Below are 22545 nucleotides of genomic sequence, written 5' to 3'. Positions count from 1 at the left end.
GGGCCCGAAACACGCGTTTCTCCACCGCGCGAGATATTTCGAGCAAAGAAAAACCCCTGATAAATCAGGGGTTTGATTGGAGGCCTCAAGCGGAATCGAACCGCTGTAAACGGATTTGCAATCCGGTGCATAGCCACTCTGCCATGAGGCCAACGTACCGCGGCCAGGAACGATGCCCCTGACATGACAAAACCCCGCGATGGGGCTTGTCGAAACATGGAGCGGGAAACGAGACTCGAACTCGCGACCTCAACCTTGGCAAGGTTGCGCTCTACCAACTGAGCTATTCCCGCGTAAGCCGCCATGGTACCGGAAATCCGGAACACACACCAGCGATTTCACCTTTCTGACTGCGCGCAAAGCCTTGTGGCCCAACGTGCCCCGCCTTGCCGTGGCGGGAGAAAAACAAGGCCCCTACCGGGGCCCTGTAGAATCTGGAGCGGGAAACGAGACTCGAACTCGCGACCTCAACCTTGGCAAGGTTGCGCTCTACCAACTGAGCTATTCCCGCAGATTCCGTTCGACCTGCGTCGAAGGAGCGCTATTGTGTCCAAATTCCTTCACGCCGTCAACAGTCTTCACACACGGTGATCCGGGCCTGGTGCGGTGGGGTACCCTGCCCCGCCCGGACGCCAGCGCCCATGTTCCTGCACGGCAAGCCTTTGCTGATCTCCCTGCTGCTGCACCTGCTGGTGGCCGCGCTCTATTGGACGCTGATGCCACTGGGCATGACCTGGTACGGCAACCATGTCGGTTTCAGCTCGCACGGCAATGTCGGCCTGGGCCTCGCGCAGTACTACGCGTTCGTGCTGTTCCTCGGCGCGCAGCCGCTGGTCGCCATACTGCGGCCGCTTGCAGCCAAGCTGATGGTGCTGGCCATCCCGCTCGCATTCGCAGGCTGGACGCTGATGCACAACAATCCGCTGCGCATGCTGTACTTCACCGTCGGCCCGGGTGTGCTCGCATTGGCCGCGATCGCCGCCAGCGCACGCTTCGCCGCGCGCGCCACGGCCTGCAGCACGAGCAAGGAGTCCATGCATGATTGATCGCAACACCCGGTGGTACTACCTGGCGGCAGCCACGATCTGGCTGGTGGTGATGGCCGCGCTGATTCATGCCGGCACGCAGACCGACTACTGGATGCAGCGCTGGCTGGAACCCGGCGAAGTGCAGCCCTACCCCATCCGCGCAGTCGCGCTCTTCGCCGTGATGAGCACGGTCGAAATCGCTGTTGTCACGCTGATCGTGCGCCCATGGCGATGGCGTCGGCTCTGGCTGCGCCTGCTGATCGCCTTCGCGCTGCTGCTGGCGTGGTCGTTACCGTTGGCGATGGGCGCGATGCATCAATCCCCGGTCTACGGCACGCACCTGCTGTGGTTGCTGCTGCTGGATCTGAGCCTGTTCCTGGCCCTGTGCGTGGTGTCCTCGATCACCCTCTGGCAGGCGCTTCGCGGCCGCGCTTCCACCGCACCCGAAGCCCCTTCACCGTGAGCGCGGCACGACGCCATGCGGCCACCGCCATAGGCCTGGTACTGGCCGCATGCGCGCTCGCAGCCTGCCTTTCGACCCAGCTGATATCGAACGCAATGATGCTGATGATGGACAGGAGCAACTTCATTCCCGAACCGTCGTCGATCTTCTTCTTCGAACCGTACGTGATCAGTGATGGCTCCTCCAATGCCTGGCTGTACGGCAAGGACCAGACCTACTACTACCACTTCACCTACCGGGCCGACGCCCCGTACGTGTACATCGCACAGAAGAACGCGTGCCGGGGCTTCGACCGCACGGACGTACGCACGTGGTGCAGCGTGCGCACGGGAGCGCCCCGTGCAGCCGCCGGCAAAAAGATCTGACGCAAACGAAAAACGCCCCCTTGCGGGAGCGTTCTTCCTGATCTGGAGCGGGAAACGAGACTCGAACTCGCGACCTCAACCTTGGCAAGGTTGCGCTCTACCAACTGAGCTATTCCCGCAGATTCCGTTCGACCTGCGTCGAAGGAGCGCCATTCTGCCGAGATTGGACGGGACCGTCAACCTCTTTCTCCGCCAAACCTGAACATGGGTCCATCACGGGCGGGCCAGCCCCCTGCCAGGTGTTACGGTATCGCCCCGGAGGGCGAGGCGCGGTGATGCCCGCCCCCCTGTTTTCATTGACCCCCGCCAAGGAGGCCTCGGTCATGCAACCCGATTTCGAGATGTACCAGACACTGCCCGACGGCGGTGCCGCATTGATGGCTCTGGAAGAAGCCGCCGAAGCCCACTATTTCCGTGGCCGTCTCGACGAGGCGCGCACTGGATTCCTGGCGGTGTGGGAACAGTTTCCTGAGAACTGGCAGCAATGGCAGATGCCCGGGCTGTTCGTCACCGATCGCCTGCGCGCCATCGCGTTCCGGCAGGGCGACTACCCGCTGGCACTGGCCTGGAGCGAGCAGGTGCTCAAGGTCGGCTCGCCGAAGTCACACAAGGTGCTCAGCGATGTTGGCGAGGCGCACTACGAGATGGGCGACCTTGAACAGGCCTTCGAATGGTTCGCGCGCGCCGAAGCACGGGGCGGGAACCGGACGTTCAAGGAGATGGAACGCCGGTATGTGACCTTCTACAAGGAAGAAAAGGCGCGGCGCAGCAGGCCTGCAGGCTGAGCGTCCGCAGCATCACGATCATGATCATCATCAGATACACCTACCCTGCCATGCTTGCGCGCAGCAAGAACGCAGACTACCGCCGCCTCGTCACCCAGATGACCGAAGTCCTGATGCGTTTTCTGGTGGACAACGAGCTGCTGCTGGAATCCCCCTACAACGCCGATGGATCGTTGAACGAGACCTTCCAGGTCACGAATGACAACCTCACCGATGACGGCAACCGGCTGTTCCGTGAGTACTTCGCGCGCTGGTCCGACCGCCTGGATCGCGGCGGCGACCCCGAGAACATCAAGTCGCTGGTCAAGGGCCTGGCAAAGATCAGGGCGACACCACCCACCGCCTGAGCGTCGCCCAGCGTGTCAGTCAGCCCGCACCCCGCGCTGGTGGAAGTAGATCTGCTCGGCGACGCGCCGCATCGTTGCCGTGCGCAGCAGCGCGTCGACCGGCCAGTCCTGCTGCAGGTGGTCCATCGCCCAGCGCAGCACGCGCTTGCGGCGGAAGGTGGGTGCCACCCGGCGTGCCACCTGTTCGGCGGGCGGTCCTTTGCCACGCAGGTGCCGGCCGATGGCATCACCGACCGCCCAGCCGTGACGCCACGATGAATGGATGCCGCCGGCCGACAGCGGCGAGACGATGCCGGCCGCATCTCCGGTCAGGACCAGACGGGGGCCGGTGATCGGTCCATCCGGCAGGCCGCAGGGCACCAGCCCGGCGCGGGTGGACGACGGCTTCAAGGACGGCGCGATGCCGACGATGTCGCGCACGTGTTCGATGAAGCCATCGATCTCCGGCACCCGCGCCTGCATCGGCTGATGGCGCAGGGCGAGACCCACCTGTACACCGGCAGGGTTCTGTGCGACCCAACCGATGTAGCCCGGCGCATAGCGCCTGCTGACGAAACAATGCAGCGCATCGCCCCGCGCCAGCTGCAGCCCGTCGAATTCACGCTCGACGCCATGGAGGTGGTCGCGCACCTGGCCCAGGCCGGTGCGCCGGGCCACGCGCGAACGGGCGCCATCGGCACCGACCAGATAGGCACACCGCCCTGCCCCCTCCACCTGCCAGCCATCGCCATCGACTTCGGCCTGGCGGAAGGACTGCTGCAGGCGCAGATCGACACCACTGGCACGCAGCTCGGCAGCGAGCCAGCGCATCAGGTTCGGGGTGTCAGTGGTGAGGAAGTAGTAGCCCGGCGCCTGCAGCTGCACGCTGCGCAGGTTGGGCGCATACAGGCGCACGCGCGCGACGCGCTGCACCAGGTGATCGGGAATGTGGCCCAGCCAGGTCTGTTCCATCGCCTCCTTCACCACGATGCCGGTGGTGTGCAGGCGCTCGCCGGGGTCTGCCTTGCGTTCAAGCACGCAGACGCGAAGACCGTACTGCGCTGCGGCCAATGCACAGGCCGCACCGGCAAAGCTTGCGCCGACGATGACCAGATCGTGGTCGTAGGCGGAGGACATGTGGGGCATCGCAGCATCACCATAGGGGAACGAAGATGCAGCGTGGCCTGCGCGCGTGGCGGGGCCATGGAGTGCCGGTGAAGTGGGGATGAAGCGCTCCACGGCGCGCAACGCACCGGAAGCGCAACGCCCGTTGGCGCGGGCGTTGCACTCGGCAGCTCACTGCGACATCAGGCAACCACGATCCGCAGCGGGTCGGCCGACGCAAGAATCTCCGCACGCTCGCCCGTGGGCGGATAGATCCATTCGGTGTTGATGCGGGTCTTGAGCGCCTTGGCTTCGGCACCGGACAGCACTACCTGTCGGTCCCAACCTTCGGTGTAGACAGCACCCCACGGGCCCAGATCCAGGCAGGTCACGTACTTGGGCTGCGCATAGTCAATCATCGCCTCCCCGAGCAGGTCAGCGGCGGCGTTGTGGCCGGCGGAGCGCCCCAGGTTCATCGCGTGCTGGCAGGACATCATCGCGACGTTGCCGTCGTCGTCGGTGGCAGCATGCGCGCAGTCGCCGGTGGCAAACACCGCGTCGACACCCTTCGCCTTCAGGGTGCGGTCTACGTGCAGGCGACCCACAGCGTCGTGCTGGCCGGGGATCTGCGCGGTCAGCGCGCTGGCACGTGCACCGGCGGTCCAGATGACGGTTGCGGCGTCGATGCGCTCACCGTTTTCCAGCGTCACGCCATCCGCATCCACGCTGGCCACGCCCGAACCCAGCCGCCAGGACACGCCCAGCTCGGTCAGGGCCTGGGTGATGACCGGCCGCGGGCCTTCGCCCAGGTCGGGACCCAACGCATCGGCACGCTCGACCATGATGACGTCCACTGCAGCATCGGCACCCAGCACGTCGCGCAGGCGCGCCGGCATTTCGGCGGCGGTTTCGATGCCGGTGAAGCCTGCGCCTGCAATCACCACCGTGTTGCGCGCCGCGCTCTGCGTGCGCTCGCCGAGGCCCTCCAGGTGCGCCTGCAGGCGCGCTGCATCGGCGATCTGGTCGACGTTGAACGCATGCTGCTGCAGGCCAGGAATCGGCGGGCAGTTCAGGCGGCTGCCGGCAGCAAGCACCAGGCGGTCGTAGTGCAGCGTCTGCGCTGCCGCATCGGCCGCCGCGCCCACCACCTGCACCTGCTGCTTGCCGACGTCGATGTGCTCGACGCGCCCGGCAAGGTAACGGACGCCCACCGCATCGAAGATCGCCTGCAGCGGCGCCTTCATGCGCTCGGGCCCCTTCTCGTACAGGCGCGGGCGCACATGCAGTTCAGGGGACGGTGCAACCAGCACGATCTCAACATCACGGCGCGCGGCCTGGTCGAGAAGACGGGCAGCGGCGAGCGCGCTCCACATGCCGGCAAAGCCAGCGCCGATGACAAGAATGCGTTGGGACACGGAAAGAAATCCTTATGGGAAACGAGGGGTCATGCAGCCCGATGCGCAGGCGGCAGGGGCACGGGGATGTGCTGCGCCGGCGCACCACATAACGCGGATCATATGAGTCCGCGTTATGCCACGCAAGCGCGGTGGCGGCCGCCGTTCAGGACAGCGGGCAACCCCACACGCCCCTTCCACAGGCATAACGCCAATGAAATCAATGCACTGGACGGCGCTCCATGCGCTTGCGGCGGGTAACTCAGGCCTCTATAGTCCGCGTTATATTTTTCTGGACCGCTCCCATGGCCCACATTGGAACGGGCGTCGAGTACGCCCTTCACTGCCTGCTCTGGCTGGTCCCGCCGCTGGAGCAGCGCCCAAGCAGCCGCGACCTTGCCGAACTGCAGGGCGTGCCGGCGGCCTTCATGGCCAAGATCTTCCCCAAGCTGGAAAAGGCCGGCATCGTCGAGTCCACCGGTGGCATCCGCGGTGGTTACCAGTTGGCGCGTGCGCCTGAAGACATCAGCGTGCTGGATGTCGTCGATGCGGTGGAAGGCCAGAAAGCGCTGTTCGACTGCCAGGAAATCCGTGGGCGCTGCGCGCTGTTCGATGGCAGTCCACCGCGCTGGGCCAACCGCGGGGTGTGCGGCATCCATGCGGTGATGATCAATGCGCAGAAGGCCATGCGCGAGGAACTGGCGCGTTCCAGCCTGGCCTCGATTGCCGAAGGCGTGCAGGGCAAAGGGCGGCCGGCAAGCTTTGCAGGCGACGTGCAGGAGTGGTTTGCCGACCGCCAGGTGGCACGCGAAGAAGCACGCATCACCGGCATGCGTTCGCGGACGTCGGCACAGGATGGGGATTGAGGGGCGGCGTAACCGCACAACGAAAAACGCTCCCTTTCGGGAGCGTTTTTCTTGAATCTGGAGCGGGAAACGAGACTCGAACTCGCGACCTCAACCTTGGCAAGGTTGCGCTCTACCAACTGAGCTATTCCCGCTTGGGAGGCGAAATTCTACCTGTTCTGGGAATGGCGTCAAGCGGTTTTTTCAGGGGGCTTCGCGAAGCGACCGACATGTAGTATCCATGCCGGTGTACATCCAGCCGAGGCGCGAACATCAACACCGAACCCACTGAGATCTGGGTCTTCCACGGCGCAGGCGCGCGCTTCGCCGGGGGCGTCTTTGGCAATCGTGAGGCCGGCCTGTCATGGGCGGCCAAGCACGCGCTGACAGGGGTGCTCACCTGCTATCCGTTGAATGAAGGCGCGTACGACTGGGCGCTCCGATCAGGCGCCTTTGCACCCAAGCGCCCAGAGCATCGCGAAGCGCATTTCATTGGCGGATTTACATCCGCATCAATGGACCATGTACACGTCGAAGACGGCATACCCCAGTAGATCCACGCCATGCGTGGATGGGGGCGACCATGGGGTCATAGCCCTTTCCTGTGGAAAGGGATCCGACCCCGGGGTGGCATACCCCAGTAGATCCGCGCCATGCGCGGATGGGAGCGACCATGGGGTCATAGCCCTTTCCTGCGGAAAGGGATCCGCCCCCGGAGCTCAGTTGCCCAGCTTCTTCTGCCGCGAACGCTCGCGCGCGGCGCGCTCGTCTTCGCGCAGGCTCGGCCAGGCGGCATGCAGGTACTGCAGGCCCGACCACAGGGTCAGCACCGCGGCGATGGCCAGGGTCCAGTCGCCGATATGGAACACCGGCGGGCCCATCCAGATGTCGTTGACCGGCACGTTCGGCGCCACCGAATACAGCAGGCACAGCAGCGCGACCATCTGCGCGGTGGTCTTCACCTTGCCGATCATCGCCACGCGCACCTTGGCGCGCTGGCCCAGCTCGGCCATCCACTCGCGCAGCGCCGACACCGCGATTTCGCGGCCGACGATCACCGCCGCCCAGAACGCCATCCACGGCGTCGGGTGGCCCTGCACGATCAGGAACAGCGCCACGGCCACCATCAACTTGTCCGCCACCGGATCGAGGAAGGCGCCGAACGCCGATTCCAGCTTGTACCGCCGCGCGATCCAGCCATCGAGCCAGTCGGTGATGGCGGCCAGGCCGAAGATCGCCGCGGATGCGAAATTGGTCCAGGTGTAGGGCAGGTAGAACACCAGCACCAGCACCGGGATCATCACGATCCGCAACAACGTCAGCCAGGTGGGCAGGGTCAACTTCATGCGGCTTGCTTCTCTCTCTACTCGGCCGGGTCAGGCGTGGCCAACCCGTGCAGGTTAGCGTAGATGCGTGCGGCGAGGGCATCATTGATGCCTTCGACCTTGGCGATTTCCGCTTCACCGGCGGCTTTCAGGCCGACCAGGCCGCCGAAATGCTTGAGCAGGCTGGCACGCCGGCGCGGGCCGATGCCGGGGATGTCTTCCAGCTTGCTGGTCATGCGGGCCTTCTGCCGGCGGCCGCGGTGGCCGGTGATGGCGAAGCGGTGCGCTTCGTCGCGCACCTGCTGGATGAACTGCAGCGCAGGATTGGCCGCGCCCGGACGCAGCTCGCGGCCATCGGGCATCACCAGTGCTTCGTGGCCTGCACGGCGCTCCACGCCCTTGGCCACGCCCACCAGCAGCACCCCTTCCACGCCCAGGTCGGCCAGGGCGGCCTGCGCCTGGGCCAGCTGGCCGGCGCCACCGTCGATCAGCAGCACGTCGGGCAGCACGCCCTGCTCTTCCACCGCACGGCGGAAACGGCGGTCGATGGCCTGGTGCATGGCGGCGTAATCATCGCCGGGCTCGATGCCGCTGATGTTGAAACGGCGGTACTGCGCACGCACCGGGCCGGCGGCATCGAACACCACGCACGAGGCCACGGTGGCTTCGCCCATGGTGTGGCTGATATCGAAGCACTCCACCCGCTTGACCGGCTCGGCCAGGCCCAGCATCTCGCGCAGGGCCTCGCTGCGCGCGTGCTGCGCGTTGCGGCTGTTAAGTTCGGTGGCCAGGGTCAGCTGCGCGTTGCGGCTGGCCAGCTCCAGGTAGCCGGCGCGCTCGCCACGCACGTTCCACTTCAGCTGCACCTTGCGCTCGGCCGAGGCAGAGAGTGCGGCCACCAGCAGGTCGGCGTCGGGAATCTGCCGATCCAGCAGGATCTCGCGCGGCGGCTCGAATTCGATGTAGTACTGCGACACGAACGCGGCCAGTACCTCTTCCGGGCTGTCCTCGCCATTGGTACGCGGGAAGAACGGGCGGGTGCCGAGGTTGCGTCCATCGCGGAAGGCCAGCAGCAGCACGCAGGCCTGCGTGCCCTGCATGGCGACCGCCAGCACGTCCAGGTCGGCGGCGCGGCCATCCACGTACTGGCGGGTCTGCATGCTGCGCAGCGAAGCGATGAGGTCACGCAGGCGCGCGGCCTGCTCGAACTCCAGCGCCTCGCTGGCGCCCTGCATCTGCTCGCCCAGCTCGCGGGTCAGCTCGTCGCTCTTGCCTTCCAGGAACAGCGTGGCGCGGCGCACCGATTCGGCGTATTCCTGTGCCGGTACCAGGTCCACGCAAGGCGCGCTGCAGCGGCCGATCTGGTACTGCAGGCAGGGCCGCGAACGGTTGCGGAAAACGCTGTCCTCGCAGCTGCGCAGCTTGAACAGCTTGTGCATCAGGTTCAGCGTCTCGCGCACCGCGGTAACGCCCGGGTACGGCCCGAAGTAGCGGCCGGGAATGGCGCGCGGGCCGCGGTGCAGGGCGATGCGCGGCCAATCCTCGCGGGTCAGCAGCACATGCGGGTAGGTCTTGTCGTCGCGCAGGGACACGTTGTAGCGCGGCGACAGCGATTTGATCAGCTGGTTTTCCAGCAGCAGCGCCTCGCCTTCCGAGCGCGTGACGGTCACGTCCATGCGCGCGATCTGCGAGAGCATCGACATGATGCGCGCGTTCTTCGGGCTGCCGTTGAAGTAGCTGCCGACGCGGTTGCGCAGCGCGCGCGCCTTGCCCACGTACAGCAGGGTGTCGTCAGCCGCATACATGCGGTAGACGCCGGGTGCGGTGCTCAACTGGGCCGCGAAGGCCTTGCCGTCGAAGGCCGGGGCGGTGACGTCGGTCATTCGCTGATCGGCACTTCGCTGAGCACGCCGCTGTCCGGGTCGAAACGCAGCACGGCGTGCGCGTCGGTCTCGGCAATCCACACCGCACCGGCGCCCACCGCCAGGCCCGCCGGGCCATGCAGGCGGCGCGGCAGGGGCTGGGTGACCAGATCGCCGCCGCCCAGGCGCAGGGTGCGCAGGCGGCCGTTGCCGGTGTCGGCGATCCACAGCACGGGTGCGTCCGGGCTCAACGCGATGGCCTGCGGGTACTGCAGGCTGGCCTGCCCGCGCGGGCCGTCTTCGGCACCGAAGCGCCAGGTGCCCTGCCCGACCAAGGTCTGCACGAGATCGCCACGCAGCTGCACCGCGCGGATCGAGGATCCCAGCGCATCGGCCACGTACAGCACCTGCTGCACCACCGCCAGGCCGGTCGGCTGGGCGAAGGCGGCCATGTGCCCGCTGCCGTCGCGCTCGTCGATGGCGCCGCTGCCGGCACGCCATTGGAGGCTGCGCAGGCCCAGGTGGAAGCTCCACAGCCGGTTGTCGCCGGCCATGGCGATATGCAGCTGGTTGTCGGCGATGGCCAGGCCCACTGGATGGTCCAGCGCCACCTGCCGCGGCTGCGCCACCGGGCCCTCGACGGGCGTGCCGGGGCGGCCATTGCCGCACAGCGTATCGACCTGGCCGGTCGCCAGGTTGATGCGCCGGACCGCGTGGTTGCCGGTGTCGGCCACGTACAGCGACTCGCGCTCGAGCACCAGCCCCTGCGGGCGGTGGAACGCGGCTTCGGCCAGGTTGCCGTCCATGAAATCAGCGGTGCCCAGCCCGAACTGGCGCAGCACGCGCCCGCCGTGGCTGCATTCCAGGATGCGGTGGCGGCCACTGTCGGCGATGTACAGGCGATCACGGTTGACCGCCAGGCCCGCCGGAAAACGCAACGGATGAGGCAGTTCGGGATGCAGTTCGCTGCCGCCCCGCGACGGCGCCGGCGGTGCGCCTTCGCAGAGATCGTTCAAGGCACGCTCCAGCTCACCCGGCGCGCCCAGGCCGACCAGGCGCTGCTGCTCGCGGCCCTGCGCGTCAAGCAGGATGACGGTCGGCCAGGACGTCACGCCAAAGCGGCGCCAGCCATCCCAGTCGGCATCCAGCAGTGCCGGCATCGACAGGCCCTGCCTGCGCAGCAGCTTCAAGGCCGCGCCGGCGTCGCGCTCGAAATCAAAGCGCGGTACGTGCAGTACGAGTGGCTGCAGGCGCCCGGGGTTGCGTGACAGCCATTGGCCGAACTCGGCCAGCCGCTGCATGCTCCAGGCCGATGCGGCATTGACGAACAGCAGCGCGACCGGCCGGCCGCGCAGTTCGGTCAGGGTGCAGGGGGCGGCATTGAGCCAGGTGGCAAACTCGGGCAGGTCCTGGACAGGCTGTGCGTTCATGGTCTGATTATGCCGGAGTCGGCGTCATGCAACAGTCGTGCCACGGCACGCTGCGCCGCCTGGTCGACCATCGCCCAGACCTGCTCGAAATGGTCCTTGCCACCGGTGTATGGATCAGGAATCGCCTGCGCGCCCTGCCCGCCCGACCATGGCAGGTACAGCGACAGGCGCCCGCGCTGGGCGGCCGTGGCCAGCCGCGCGGCGTCGCGCAGGTTGGTTTCGTCGGCGCAGAGGATCCAGTCGAAGCGCTCAAAATCCCCGGGCTGCAGCTGGCGCGCCCGCAGGCCGGCGATGTCCACGCCATGGCCGGCCGCGCAGGCAATGGCGCGGCGATCAGGCGGCTCACCCACATGCCAGTCGCCGGTGCCAGCCGAATCGACCTGCACCCGGCCGGCCAGCGGCGAGGCCTGCAGGCGGGCACGCAGCGCGCCCTCGGCCATCGGCGAGCGGCAGATGTTGCCCAGGCAGACCACCAGCAGGTTCATCGCGCAGCCATGGACTGCAGCAGGGCCTCGGCACGGGCGAGGTCTTCGGGCGTGTCGATGCCCGGCGGGAAGGCTTCGGGCGAGATCGCCACGCTGATCGGGAAACCGGCTTCCAGCACGCGCAGCTGTTCCAGCGCCTCGACCTGCTCGAGCTGGCCCGGCGGCATCGCCGCGAACTGCTGCAGGAAGCCGGCGCGATAGCCATAGATGCCGATGTGGCGCAGCCAGCGATGCCCTTCCGGAAGCGCCTCGCGGCTGCGCGCGAAGCCATCGCGATGCCAGGCGATCGGCGCGCGGCTGAAATACATCGCCTCGTTGCGCACGTTGCGTACCAGCTTGACCACGTTCGGGTCGAACAGCGTGTGGGCATCCTCGACGGTCGTGGCCAGGGTCGACATCGGCGCATCGCCTTCGACCAGCGCCTCGGCCACCGCCCGGATGCCGGCCGCCGGGGCGAACGGCTCATCGCCCTGCAGGTTGACCACCACCGTTTCGTCGCACCAGCCGGCGATGCGCGCGCACTCGGCCAGGCGGTCGGTACCGGACGCGTGGCTGACCGCGGTCATTGCCACGTTCACCTCGGCCAGGCCATCCAGCGCATCGGCGATGCGCGTGTCATCGGTGGCCACCCAGACTTCGCGGGCACCGGCCAGCAGCGCGCGGCGCGCCACGTGCAGCACCAGCGGCTCGCCGCCCAGCAGGCGGAGCGGTTTGCCCGGCAGCCGCGAGGCAGCATAGCGGGCCGGGATGGCAACGACGAATTCAGTCATGCGGGCGGTACTCGGCAGGCGCGATACAGCAGGAATGCGGCCGGCGGCGGGCGATTGCAAGCGCCGCGCGGCCGCTCAGTTCGGGCGCAGCTTGTCCAGGCGGTCGGTCAGCGCCACCCAGAAGGCGGCCGGCAGCTCTGCACGCAGCGGCACCGCGTAGTGCCAGTCATTGCCGAAGGCGCGGCACTTCACCGCATCCTTTTCGGTCATCAGTACCGGCAACTGGCTGCCGAAGGACAGGTCCTGCGGCTGGTAGACCTGGTGGTCGGCGAAGGCATGCGGCACCACCCCGATGCCGCGCGCGCGCAGCATGTCGAAGAAGCGCTGCGGGTTGGCGATGCCGGCCACGGCATGCACGCGCTGGCCGGCGAAGTACGCCAGCGGTCGCGGGCGGCCACCGGGCAGCGGCTGCGCGCTGTCGATGTGCAGGGCCATCGGCCACTGGCCGAAGCCGCAGGCCTGGGCGGCGGTGGCTTCATCGGCCTGGCCGAGGTTGACCACGCGGAAATCACATTCGTCGGCGCGGCTGACCGGCTCGCGCAGCGGCCCTGCGGGGATCATCCGGCCATTGCCGTAGCGGCGCTGCGCATCGATGACTTCGATCTCGATGTCGCGCTGCAGGCGGTAGTGCTGCAGGCCATCATCGCAGACGATGACATCGCAGCCAGCCGCGATCAGTGCCTTGCCGGCAGCCACGCGGTCGCTGTCCACGCGCACCGGCACGCCGGTCTTCCACGCGATCAGCACCGGCTCGTCACCGCCCAGCGCGGTCGGCGTATCGGCCTCGACCCAGCGCGCCTTGTCCGCCTCTTCACGGCCGTAGCCGCGGCTGGCCACGCCCGGCTTCCAGCCGGCCGCGCGCAGGCGCTCGACCAGGGCGATGGTCAGCGGCGTCTTGCCGGTGCCACCGGCGGTGATGTTGCCGACCACGATGACCGGCACCGGCAGCGCATGGCGCTTGAACCAGCCCCTGCGGTACAGGCGCCGGCGCAGGGCGGCCACGCCGGCGTAGACCGGTGCCAGCAGCCGCATCGGCAATGGAACCGGGCTGCCGTCGTACCAGTACGGCGGGGTCTGGGTACCCTTGCCTGCCATCAGTCCTGCCTTTCGCGGAACTGCATGCTGTGCAGGTGCTGGTACAGGCCACCCATCTCCAGCAGTTCCTTGTGGGTGCCACGCTCGACGATGCGGCCGTGGTCCATCACCAGCACCTGGTCGGCGTGTTCGATGGTGGACAGGCGGTGCGCGATCACCAGCGTAGTGCGCTCGGGCATCAGGCGCTGCAGGGCGTCCTGCACCAGGCGTTCGGATTCGTTGTCCAGCGCCGCGGTGGCCTCATCCAGGATCAGGATCGGCGCATCGCGCAGGATCGCGCGGGCGATCGCCAGGCGCTGGCGCTGGCCACCGGACAGCAGCGCACCGTTCTCGCCCACCGGGGTCTGCAGCTGCTGCGGCATGCGTGCGATGAACTCCCAGGCATTGGCCGCCTCGGCCGCCGCACGGATCTGCTCCTCGGTCGCTTCCATGCCATAGGCGATGTTGGCGGCGATGGTGTCGTCGAACAGCATGACCTTCTGCCCGACCATGGCCACCTGGCGGCGCAGGTCAGCCAGTGCGTAGTCGTCCAGGGCCACGCCATCCAGGGTGATGAGGCCGCCGCTGGGCTCGTAGAAGCGCGGCACCAGGCGGATCAGGCTGGTCTTGCCGCTGCCGGAACGACCGACGATGGCGGTGACCGTACCGGGTTTCGCGACGAAGCTGATGTCATCCAGGGCGATGCCACTGTCGGCGCGGTAGCGCAGCATGACGTGCTCGAAGGCCAGCTCACCGCGGGCGCGCTGCAGCGGCGTGCGGCCGGCGTCGCGCTCGACCGGCATGTCGATGATGCCGAACAGGCGCTCGGCGGCGGCCACGCCACGCGAGATCGAGGTCTGCACGCTGGTCAGGCGGCGCAGCGACGGAATGATGGCCATCATCGAGGTCATCAGGCCCATGAACTGGCCAGCGTTGAGCTTGCCGGCCAGCGCTTCGCGGGTGGACACCCAGACGATGACCGCCAGCGCCAGCGCAGCGAGGAACTGGACCACGCTGGAGGCGGCCGCGCGCGTCACTTCGACCTTCATGTTCAGCGCCAGCATGCGGTTGGCCAGGCGCGAATAGCGACTGATCTCGTGCTGCTGGGTGCCGTGCACCTTCACTTCCTGCTGCGCGGCCAGCGACTGCTCGGCGGTCTGCGCCATGGTGCCCATGCCATCCTGGATGCCGCGGCTGATGCGCCGGTAGCGCTTGCCCACATAGGACACGATGGCGCCGATCAGCGGCACCACCAGCAGCATGGCCAGGGTCACCTTGACGCTCATCTGCAGCATCACCACCAGCATGGCGATGATGGTCAGGGTGTCGGCCACCATGGTCTTCAGTGCATCCGCACTGGCCTGGGTGACCTGCTCGGTATCGAAGTTCAGGCGGCTGACCATCACCGGCGTCGCTTCGGTATCGAAGTGCGAGGACGGCAGGTGCAGGTACTTGTCCAGGACCTGCTCGCGCAGGTCACGCACCACGCTGCGGCCGGTCTTGGCCAGCGTGTAGTCGCTGACCCAGGTGGCCAGGCTGCGCATCAGGAACAGGCCGAGGATGGTCAGCGGCAGCACCACGGCGGCGCGCGGCTGCGGGTCGACGAAGCCGTCGTTGACCAGCGGCTCCATCAGCTTGGTGAAGTGGTAGCCGGCCAGGGCCTCGACCACCATCGCGATGACGGCGGCCACCATGAACACCCAGTAGGCCCGGGTGTAGCCGAGCAGGCGTTTGTAGATCGGCCACACCGGCGCGTGATTGGAACTCATGGACGCACCTCTGGCGCTGTTGCGATTGCGATACGGCGGAAGCCGAGCTGGCCCAGCGCATCCTGCGCGGTGACCACGGCCTGGTAGGGAGTGCGCGCGTCGGCGCGCAGCAGCACGGTCTGCTGGCGGTCGCTGCCGGCCACCGACGCGATGGTCTGCTTGACCGACTCCACGTCGGTGCGCAGCACTTCCTGGTCGTTGACGAAGTAGCGGCCATCGGCGTTGATCAGCACGCTGAGCGAACGCGGCGCTTCGTTGGTCTGCTGGTCGCTGGCGGTCGGCAGCTGCACCTGCAGCGTCGAGCGCGCGTCGAATGTGGTTGTGACCACGAAGAAGATGATCAGCACCAGGATGACGTCGATCAGCGGAACCAGATCGATATGCGGCTCATCCTGGGATCGGTCGTTGCCGATGCGCATCGATCAGGCCTTGGCCGTGGCAGGGGCGGCGGCGCGCGGGGCCGGTGCCGGGTTCATCACCCCCGGGCGACCGTCCAGCGTGTCCAGCAACGCGCTGGCTTCCTGTTCCATCTCCACCACGTAGCCGTGGATCCGGCCCTTGAAGAAGCGGTGGAACATCAGCGCCGGGATGGCCACGATCATGCCGGTGGCAGTACACACCAGGGCCTTGCCGATGCCACCGGCCAGCTGGTTCACATCGCCCACGCCGTGGTCGAGGATGCCCAGGAACATCTGGATCATGCCGATGACCGTGCCCAGCAGGCCGAGCAGCGGGCCCGCCGAGGCAATGGTGCCCAGCGCATTGAGGAAGCGCTCCATGCGGTGGACCAGGTGGCGACCGGTGTCCTCGATGCGCTCGCGGATCTGGTCACGCGGGCGGTTGCGGGCTTCCAGCGCGGCGGCCAGCAGCGCGCCCAGCGGCGAATTGGCCCGCAGGGTCTGCAGGTGCGCCGGGTCGAGCTTGCCGCGTGCGGCCCAGTTGCGCACTTCCTGGCCGAGGCCAGGCGGCAGCACCTCATTGCGCCGCAGGGACCAGAAACGCTCCAGGACGATCGCCAAAGCCAGTACGCCCAACAGCAGCAGCGGCACCATCGGCCAGCCACCGGCCTTGACCAGTTCCCACACGTTTCAACCCTCCGGCCCAACGGCCGCTTGTTCGATCGGCGATAGGATAGCAGCCGACCGCGCCCGCCCAGCGGCATCCCACCACCGGGCCGCGTGGATACGCTGTTCACGCACCTGCAGCCCTTGTGCGCCAAGCCATGCGCGGATGGCGCCGGACTCGGCCGTGTTCAGCACCTCCGCCCCCACCGCCTGCCAGCGCAGCACTACGTCACGTTTCGGGTGGCCGAAGCGGTTCTGGTGGCCGGCCGAAACCACCGCCAGCCGGGGCTTCACCGCCGCCACCCAGGCCGCCGTCGAGCTGCCGCCACTGCCATGGTGCGGCACCAGCACCACATCGGCGCGCAGTGCCGCAGGTCCGGCCTGCAGCAGCTGCTGTTCGGCCCGGCGGCCGATATCACCGGGCAGCAGGACCACCCCGTGCGCACTGGCCACCCGCAGCACGCAGCTGGCCTCGTTGTCATGCTCGCTGCCATCGGGCGGCGGGTGCAGCACCTGGAAGTCCACCCCATCCCACTGCCAGCGCAGGCCCTGGGCACAGGGCCGGGCGCCCTCGACCGGGCTGCCCGGCGGGGCCAGCACCTGCAGGCCCGGTAGTGCGCCGCGCAGGGCCGGAAGAGCGCCGGCGTGGTCGAGATGATCGTGGCTGAGCAGCAGCTGCACCGGCGGCGCCTGCCCCAGTGCGCGCACGGCCGGCAGCAGGACGCGCTCCTGGCCCTCGCCGGCGGGTGGCCCGGCGTCGTACCAGAGCGCATGGGTGGCCGTGCGCAGCAGGACCGCCGCGCCCTGCCCCACGTCGTGCACCAGCAGCTCCAGTTCGCCGTGCCGCGGCCCGGGCACGGCCGGCCACAACAGGGGCAGGCACAGCAGCGCGCCCGCCAGGCCCCCTCCGGCGCCACGCGGCAGCAGCCACCAGAACACCCCCGCCAGGGCCGCCGGCAGCGCCCAGCCGGGCGCCTGCGGCAGCCACCACATCGCCTTCGGGTGCTGCGCCACGGGCTGCAGCAGCCCCCAACTGAGATCGAACAACCACGCCGCCGCGCGCCATGGCCACGCGCCCGCCCCCTCATGCAGCGCCTGCAGGCCGGTGCCGAGCAGGGCCAGCGGCACCACCAGCAGGCTCCACCAGGGAATGACCGGCAGGTTCAGCAGTGGCCCCAGCCACGACGTGCCGCCGAACAGCACCACCGCCAGGGGCAGCAACGCCACGCTGGCCACGCCCTGCCCGGCCAGCGCCGCGCGCAGCATGCCGCCGATGCCAGCCGGCGGGCGCTGCGGCAGGCACCACAGCAACCACAGCACACCGCCGAAACTCAGCCAGAACCCTGCCGAAAGCACCGCCAGCGGTGCCGGCAGCAGCATCACCGCCGCCGCCAACGACAGCGCCGGCGCCGTGCCCAGTGGCCGCCGGCTGGCGCGCGCCAGCGCCACGGCAGCGATCATCAGCGCGGTACGCACGGTGGGCAGCTCGCTGCCCGCCAGCAGCGTATAGCCCGCAGCGGCCAATGCAGCGGCGCAGGCGGCGGCCTGTGGGCGCGGCCAGGCACGTGCCAGTGCCGGGCACAGCCACCACAGGCCCGCGCACAACAGGGCGGCAAAACCAGCAACCAGACCGACATGGAAGCCGGAGATCGCGATCAGATGGGTCAGGCCCAGCGCGCGCAGCTGCTCCCAGTCGGTATCGGTCAGGCCACGGGTATCGCCCAGCGCCAGGGCCTGCACGAATCGCGCCGAGGGACTGCCCACCTGCACGGCGATGGCGGCGCTGCAGCGCTCGCGCCATGCGGCCAGGCCGTGCGCGGCACGCAGCTGGCGCGCGCGTCCAGGCGCACGCACGCTGGCGCTGCCGGCCAGGCCCTGCAGCAGCGCGTGGCGCTCGCCATCGAAGCCGCCGGGATTGATCCGCGAGCGCGGCGGCCGCACGCGCAGCGGCAACTCCCAATGCGCGCCGGCACGCAGCGTGCGGCGCAGCGGATCGACGGTCCCCGCACGGCGCGGATCATGCCAGCTGACCTGCAGGCGCCGCCCCTGCAGCGCAGGCGCCCCTTCGGCCTCGGCCACATCGAACAGGAAACGACTGTGGTCGCTGCGCACCTGCGGCAACTCGACGATACGGCCACGCACCAGGACATCCTGCGCCGTCGCCACGGCAGGCACCTGCTGCTGCAGGGCCGCGTGCCCATGGCAGCAGGCCCAGGCCAGGCCGAATACGGCCGCGGCCAGCGCCCGTCCGCGCCATGGCCATGCCCAGCCCGGCAGGGCCAGCAGCACCAGGCTGATGCACAGCCAGCGCGGCGGCAGCGCCGGCAGCAGCACGCATACCAGCGCCCCCAGCACCAGGGCGGCGGCGCAGGCGGGGCCCAGCAGGGGTGCAACCACGGCAACAGTACGCATCGGCGCAGCGTCGCCGTGCGGTGCCAGGCCTGCCTATCAGGCAAGCCCGCGCATTGCTGTGGGCGACCTCAGCGGCGCACGGTGGCGCGGTGGAAGTTGACCCGGAAGCTGGCGCCGCCGCCCACCGCTTCGGCCACGCTGACAGTGCCCCCGTGGTGCTGCACGATTTCCTTGACCAGGTGCAGGCCCAGGCCACTGCCACTGCCGGCAGCGCGCAGGCGGTGGAAAGGTTCGAAGATCGCCTCGCGGTCACCCACCGGCACGCCCGCGCCCTGGTCACTGATCTCCAGCAGGCCCTGCGCGTCCAGGCGCACGCAGATGATGCCGCGGCCGCCACCGTGGACGATGGCGTTGTGCACGAGGTTGGCCATCACCCGGCCCAGTGCCAGGCCATCCCCCTGGATCCACACCGGTTCGTCCGGCGCATCCACTTCGAAGCCGTACCCCGCGCCGACCACCAGCGGCGCCAGCTCGGCCGCCGATTCGCGCACCACGTGGGCCAGGTCCACCCGCTGCAGCGCGCTGACGTTGCGGTCCAGGCGCTGCAGGTCGAGCAGATGCTCGGCAACGTTGCCCAGCCGCGCGACGTCGGTCAGCAGCTGCGATTTCAGTTCGCCCTGCGGCAGCTGCGACAGCCGTGCCTGCACCACCGCGATCGGCACGCGCAGTTCATGCGCGGCATCGGCGAGGAACTTGTCGCGTGCAGCGTAACCCTGCTGCACCTTGTCGATGGCATCGTTGAAGGCCCCCACCAGCGGCGCGACCTCGGTGGACACCAGTTGTTCGTCGAGGCGCGCGCCGGGCTGGCCGATGTCCAGCTCTTTGGCCTGCTGCGCCAGCCTGCGCACACCACGCATTGCACGATGGATGACCGTCGGCATCACCAGCAGGGTGACCACGATCAGTGGCAGGAAGAACCAGAAGCCGATCAGCCGCAGCACCATCAGTGCGCCATCCACCAGCCCGCCCTTGGGTGCGCCACCGGCCATCACGGTGATGCGGCGGCCGTCCTCGTTGCGCACCATCACCCGCGCGACATCCAGATAGGGCGGCACCAGCGATCCGACTTCAGTGGCACCCAGTGCCGGCAGTCGCGCCAGCAGCGGCGCGTGCAGCGCAGGCACCTTGCCACGCTCCAGCCAGAGGCCGCGGTCATCGACGGCCACGAACCACAGGTTGCCACCGGCGCGCTCGTTCAACGCCTGCCAGCGCGGCTCGTCCAGCACCAGGTGCGCGCCCTGGCTGTGCACCGCCTTGGCCACGTCCTCGGCGGTGAACATGTCCATGCCCCAGGATTCCTTGTCACCCCAGGTGAGGATCAGCGCCACCACGGCGAACAACACGGTGAATGCCTGGGCCAGGAACAGGCGCCACGCCAGGCCAAGGGTGATCGAACGGATCTGCCTGGCCATCTCAGGTCTCCGCCAGCAGGTAGCCGACGCCACGGATGACGTGGATCTCCACGCCCGCACCCGCCTGCTGCAGCGCCTTGCGCAGCTTGGAGATATGCGCATCCAGTGCGTTGGACTGGATCTCATCATCGAAGCCGTACACCGCCGCCTCCAGCGCGCTGCGGGTGACCGTTCGCCCCTGCCGCATCGCCAGCGCCTGCAGCACCAGCACCTGCCGCCTCGGCAGGGCCAGCAGCTGGCCGTCCACCTGCGCCTGCAGCGATTCGAAATCGAACTCGAAGTTTCCCAGGCGCAGGCTCGGGGTCACCATCGCCGACGGCCGTCGCGACACCGCGCGGATCCGCGCCATCAGTTCCTCGATCGCCACCGGCTTGACCAGGTAGTCGTCGGCGCCGACATCGAGTCCTTCGACCTTGTCCGACAGCGTGCCCTTGGCGGTCAGCATGATCACCGCCAGGTTCGGCCGCAGCGCACGCGCGGTGGCGACGAAACCGGCGCCATCGCCGTCAGGCAGCTGGCGGTCGAGCAGCAGCAGCTGGTGCACCGGTTCGCGCAGGGCCAGCGCCGCTTCGGCCAGGCTGCCGACCACATCGGCGACCACGCCCTGGCGCTCCAGCCCGGACTGCAGGGCACGGGAGAGGTCGGGATCGTCTTCCACCAGGAGGATGCGCATCGTTGGCTCGGCTACCGGAAACGCTGCCGATGATAGTGCCTGCGGGCACCTCGGAGGCCTTTGCGCGGACATTGCCGGGGCGCAATGTTCCGACAATGTTGTGCCGTCAGGATGCAACGCGGTTCCCTGCAAAGTGCCCCTCGATGCTCCCGATGTCCCGTACCCTGCTGCGCCCCCTGCTGTGCACCGTCGTTCTCTCCACGCCGCTGCTGGCCAAGGCCCAGGAACAGGCACCGGGCGTGCAGGCCGGCATCACCTTCGGCGCGACCACCGGTGCCTATGCGCACTACGATGACAAGCCGCTGGTGGTGCCGGCACTGGCATGGCAGGGCAAGCGCTTCTATGCCAGCCCCGGTTCGCTGGGCATGTACCTGTACAAGGACGAGGGCCTGCGCGTATCGGCGGTGGTCACGCCGTACACGCTGCGCTTCAAGACCGATGACGTGAACGATGCGCAGCTGCGCCGCCTGCACAGCCGGCAGATGTCGGCGATGGCCGGCGTCAGCGCCGAGTACAGCGCCGGCTGGGGCGCACTGTCGGCCAGCGTCAAGCGCGAGGTCAGCGGCCACGGTGGCGGCCTGGAATCGAGCCTGTACTACAGCTATCCCATCCAGGCCGGCCGCTTCACCTGGGTGCCGCGCGTGGGCGTGGTGCACAGCAGTGCGCGCCTGCTCGACTACTACTACGGCATCAGCGACGAGGAAGCGCTGCGGTCGGGCCTGGCCGCCTATGCGCCAGGCAGCGCCACGTCGCCAGGCCTGCAGATCGCGGTGAGCACACCGCTGGGCACGAAATGGCGCGCCACCGGCGTGGTCGCCAGCCAGTGGTTCGGCGATGCGGTCAAGGACAGCCCGATGGCCCGCCGCGGCGCGCAGAACTCCGCTTTCATCTCCCTGATGCGCTCGTTCTGATCGAGCGCGCTGCAACGGACAAGGACACCCCCATGGCCTCCGTTTCCTTCCCCACCGATGCGCACGCGATCCTGCGGGCACCTGACCTGGACAGTGCCGAGCGCGCCTATCTCGGCCTGATGCCGGACCAGGCGCACATCGATGCACTGGTGCGCCACGCCCTCGGCCTGTCGCGCGTGGCCGACGCAGCCCGCGGTTATGCGCTGTCGATGACCCTGGTCGGCCTGCGGCTGCAGGAACTGGAGATGGACGAGCCCTGCGCCACGGCCCATCGCCAGTCGACGCTGCGCAACCTGCGCCAGGTATACGCCGCGGCCTGAGCGTCGCGGCACGACCCACCCGCGCCGCAAGGCCCCTCCCGCGCGGATCAGGCCGCCAGCGCCCGGATTCATCCGCGCTGCCAGCCCTTGGCACGCGCATTTCCCGGCTTCGTCGCATGCCGGTTCCGGTCCGCCTGCCCCGGTGACACGCTGGGCTCCCCTGTCCGGAGCACCGCGCCATGCCGATGCTTGCCCTGCTGCTGTTGCACGCGGTCCTGTCCAGCGTCGGCACCGGCGGCGTGGAGGCCGGCCAGGCGCCTGCCACCGGACTGGCCCCGGCCAGCAAGGACGACCTCTGCCTGCAGCTTCACCTGCGCCAGGACAGCGTGCTGCGCTGGGAACGCGCCGAAGGTGGAAGATCTCACGCACTGGGCATCGCGCACCATGTCGAGGGCCACTGGCAGCTGCGTCATCGCTTCAGTGTCGGCACACCGGCCGCACACTGATCGCCAGCCGCGATTCATCCTGACCGGCACGCCCGGTGACAGCATGGTGCCCTGTCGAAAGGATGCGCCATGAACACCCGGATCGTTGCCCATGCACTGCTGTTGCCTGCCGTCGTGCTGCTTGCGGCCTGCTGCCCGTTCGGCAGCGAGATCCGCACCCGCCCGGTCTACGTGCACCCACAGCTGACGCCTGCCGCATCGCGCTCGCTGGTCGCCGACTGCGATCGCCAGGGCGCGCAGCTGCGCCGCCAGCTGGACGCGGCGGCGCAGCTGCGCGCCCGG

At 68.5% G+C, this 22545-nt stretch carries 23 protein-coding genes and 5 tRNA genes; 9 read left to right on the top strand and 19 right to left on the bottom strand.

Annotated features, from left to right (window positions below):
* Window positions 1-77: 77 nt before the first annotated feature.
* The 3 genes from C1927_RS07935 to C1927_RS07925 form a co-directional block, all read right to left on the bottom strand.
* A tRNA-Cys gene (locus C1927_RS07935) sits at window positions 78-151 on the bottom strand.
* Between the two features lie 66 nt (window positions 152-217).
* A tRNA-Gly gene (locus C1927_RS07930) sits at window positions 218-293 on the bottom strand.
* 142 nt (window positions 294-435) lie between these two features.
* A tRNA-Gly gene (locus tag C1927_RS07925) sits at window positions 436-511 on the bottom strand.
* A 130-nt stretch (window positions 512-641) separates the two neighbouring features.
* On the opposite strand from C1927_RS07925, the gene C1927_RS07920 reads away from it, so the two are divergent.
* From C1927_RS07920 to C1927_RS07910, 3 genes are all read left to right on the top strand, one after another.
* On the top strand, window positions 642-1046 hold the full coding sequence (locus C1927_RS07920) for a hypothetical protein (protein ID WP_108746366.1): 405 nt from the start codon (window positions 642-644) through the stop codon (window positions 1044-1046).
* Window positions 1039-1491 carry a hypothetical protein gene (locus tag C1927_RS07915; RefSeq protein WP_108746365.1) on the top strand — a complete coding sequence of 151 codons (453 nt, stop codon included), beginning with the start codon at window positions 1039-1041 and terminating at the stop codon, window positions 1489-1491. The genes C1927_RS07920 and C1927_RS07915 overlap by 8 nt, the downstream gene beginning before the upstream one ends.
* Window positions 1492-1598: 107 nt before the next feature.
* On the top strand, window positions 1599-1856 hold the full coding sequence (locus C1927_RS07910; protein WP_254051552.1) for a hypothetical protein: 258 nt from the start codon (window positions 1599-1601) through the stop codon (window positions 1854-1856).
* 43 nt (window positions 1857-1899) lie between these two features.
* Here C1927_RS07910 and C1927_RS07905 read toward each other — a convergent pair.
* Window positions 1900-1975: transfer RNA gene (locus C1927_RS07905), tRNA-Gly, on the bottom strand.
* A 204-nt stretch (window positions 1976-2179) separates the two neighbouring features.
* Here C1927_RS07905 and C1927_RS07900 point away from each other — a divergent pair.
* Both C1927_RS07900 and C1927_RS07895 read left to right on the top strand, forming a co-directional pair.
* Window positions 2180-2641 carry a hypothetical protein gene (locus C1927_RS07900; protein ID WP_108746363.1) on the top strand — a complete coding sequence of 154 codons (462 nt, stop codon included), beginning with the start codon at window positions 2180-2182 and terminating at the stop codon, window positions 2639-2641.
* Window positions 2642-2661: 20 nt separating this feature from the next.
* Window positions 2662-2988 (top strand): hypothetical protein, encoded by a 327-nt coding sequence (locus tag C1927_RS07895; protein WP_108746362.1) that lies wholly within the window; start codon window positions 2662-2664, stop codon window positions 2986-2988.
* Window positions 2989-3003: 15 nt separating this feature from the next.
* Here C1927_RS07895 and C1927_RS07890 read toward each other — a convergent pair whose 3' ends face one another.
* Window positions 3004-4113, bottom strand: coding sequence for an NAD(P)/FAD-dependent oxidoreductase (locus tag C1927_RS07890; protein ID WP_108746361.1), 1110 nt, complete (start codon window positions 4111-4113; stop codon window positions 3004-3006).
* Window positions 4114-4274: 161 nt separating this feature from the next.
* Entirely contained in the window at window positions 4275-5486 is a 1212-nt protein-coding gene (locus C1927_RS07885) for an NAD(P)/FAD-dependent oxidoreductase (protein ID WP_108746360.1), read from the bottom strand.
* Between the two features lie 284 nt (window positions 5487-5770).
* Here C1927_RS07885 and C1927_RS07880 point away from each other — a divergent pair, with 284 nt between their 5' ends.
* Window positions 5771-6331, top strand: coding sequence for an Rrf2 family transcriptional regulator (locus C1927_RS07880; RefSeq protein ID WP_108746359.1), 561 nt, complete (start codon window positions 5771-5773; stop codon window positions 6329-6331).
* Window positions 6332-6389: 58 nt separating this feature from the next.
* Here the strand turns inward: C1927_RS07880 and C1927_RS07875 are convergent.
* From C1927_RS07875 to C1927_RS07810, 13 genes are all read right to left on the bottom strand, one after another.
* Window positions 6390-6465 (bottom strand) — tRNA-Gly (locus C1927_RS07875).
* Between the two features lie 564 nt (window positions 6466-7029).
* Window positions 7030-7656 carry a CDP-diacylglycerol--glycerol-3-phosphate 3-phosphatidyltransferase gene (pgsA, locus tag C1927_RS07865; RefSeq protein WP_079221387.1) on the bottom strand — a complete coding sequence of 209 codons (627 nt, stop codon included), beginning with the start codon at window positions 7654-7656 and terminating at the stop codon, window positions 7030-7032.
* Between the two features lie 17 nt (window positions 7657-7673).
* Window positions 7674-9518 carry an excinuclease ABC subunit UvrC gene (gene uvrC / locus C1927_RS07860; protein WP_079221386.1) on the bottom strand — a complete coding sequence of 615 codons (1845 nt, stop codon included), beginning with the start codon at window positions 9516-9518 and terminating at the stop codon, window positions 7674-7676.
* On the bottom strand, window positions 9515-10927 hold the full coding sequence (locus tag C1927_RS07855) for a hypothetical protein (RefSeq protein ID WP_079221385.1): 1413 nt from the start codon (window positions 10925-10927) through the stop codon (window positions 9515-9517). The genes uvrC and C1927_RS07855 overlap by 4 nt, the downstream gene beginning before the upstream one ends.
* Window positions 10924-11412, bottom strand: coding sequence for a low molecular weight protein-tyrosine-phosphatase (locus C1927_RS07850; RefSeq protein WP_108746357.1), 489 nt, complete (start codon window positions 11410-11412; stop codon window positions 10924-10926). The genes C1927_RS07855 and C1927_RS07850 overlap by 4 nt, the downstream gene beginning before the upstream one ends.
* Window positions 11409-12182: a 3-deoxy-manno-octulosonate cytidylyltransferase gene (gene kdsB, locus C1927_RS07845; protein ID WP_079221383.1), complete on the bottom strand. Its 774-nt coding sequence runs from the start codon at window positions 12180-12182 to the stop codon at window positions 11409-11411. Before kdsB ends, C1927_RS07850 begins: the two co-directional genes overlap by 4 nt.
* A gap of 75 nt (window positions 12183-12257) precedes the next feature.
* Complete coding sequence (gene lpxK, locus C1927_RS07840) at window positions 12258-13277, bottom strand: tetraacyldisaccharide 4'-kinase (RefSeq protein WP_108746356.1); 1020 nt, start codon at window positions 13275-13277, stop codon at window positions 12258-12260.
* Window positions 13277-15025 (bottom strand): lipid A export permease/ATP-binding protein MsbA, encoded by a 1749-nt coding sequence (gene msbA / locus C1927_RS07835; protein ID WP_079221381.1) that lies wholly within the window; start codon window positions 15023-15025, stop codon window positions 13277-13279. Before msbA ends, lpxK begins: the two co-directional genes overlap by 1 nt.
* On the bottom strand, window positions 15022-15444 hold the full coding sequence (locus tag C1927_RS07830; protein WP_079221380.1) for a biopolymer transporter ExbD: 423 nt from the start codon (window positions 15442-15444) through the stop codon (window positions 15022-15024). The genes msbA and C1927_RS07830 overlap by 4 nt, the downstream gene beginning before the upstream one ends.
* 3 nt (window positions 15445-15447) lie before the next feature.
* Window positions 15448-16110, bottom strand: coding sequence for a MotA/TolQ/ExbB proton channel family protein (locus tag C1927_RS07825; RefSeq protein ID WP_108746355.1), 663 nt, complete (start codon window positions 16108-16110; stop codon window positions 15448-15450).
* A gap of 3 nt (window positions 16111-16113) precedes the next feature.
* Window positions 16114-18501, bottom strand: coding sequence for a DNA internalization-related competence protein ComEC/Rec2 (locus C1927_RS07820; RefSeq protein WP_108746354.1), 2388 nt, complete (start codon window positions 18499-18501; stop codon window positions 16114-16116).
* Between the two features lie 68 nt (window positions 18502-18569).
* Window positions 18570-19913, bottom strand: coding sequence for a HAMP domain-containing sensor histidine kinase (locus tag C1927_RS07815; RefSeq protein WP_108746353.1), 1344 nt, complete (start codon window positions 19911-19913; stop codon window positions 18570-18572).
* Between the two features lies 1 nt (window position 19914).
* The gene (locus C1927_RS07810; protein WP_079221376.1) at window positions 19915-20586 is read right to left on the bottom strand and encodes a response regulator transcription factor; all 672 of its coding nucleotides are present in this window, start codon (window positions 20584-20586) and stop codon (window positions 19915-19917) included.
* A gap of 143 nt (window positions 20587-20729) precedes the next feature.
* On the opposite strand from C1927_RS07810, the gene C1927_RS07805 reads away from it, so the two are divergent.
* From C1927_RS07805 to C1927_RS07795, 3 genes are all read left to right on the top strand, one after another.
* On the top strand, window positions 20730-21497 hold the full coding sequence (locus tag C1927_RS07805; protein ID WP_079221375.1) for a MipA/OmpV family protein: 768 nt from the start codon (window positions 20730-20732) through the stop codon (window positions 21495-21497).
* A gap of 32 nt (window positions 21498-21529) precedes the next feature.
* Window positions 21530-21817: a hypothetical protein gene (locus tag C1927_RS07800; RefSeq protein WP_079221374.1), complete on the top strand. Its 288-nt coding sequence runs from the start codon at window positions 21530-21532 to the stop codon at window positions 21815-21817.
* Between the two features lie 179 nt (window positions 21818-21996).
* A complete protein-coding gene (locus C1927_RS07795; RefSeq protein WP_108746352.1) occupies window positions 21997-22263 on the top strand; it encodes a hypothetical protein in 267 nt (88 codons plus the stop codon).
* Window positions 22264-22545: the final 282 nt, after the last annotated feature.

Source organism: Stenotrophomonas sp. ZAC14D1_NAIMI4_1 (genome assembly GCF_003086775.1).
In the GTDB taxonomy this organism is placed as follows: domain Bacteria; phylum Pseudomonadota; class Gammaproteobacteria; order Xanthomonadales; family Xanthomonadaceae; genus Stenotrophomonas.
Note: the sequence above shows the minus strand (reverse complement) of the source record. Positions and strands in the feature narration are given on the sequence as shown.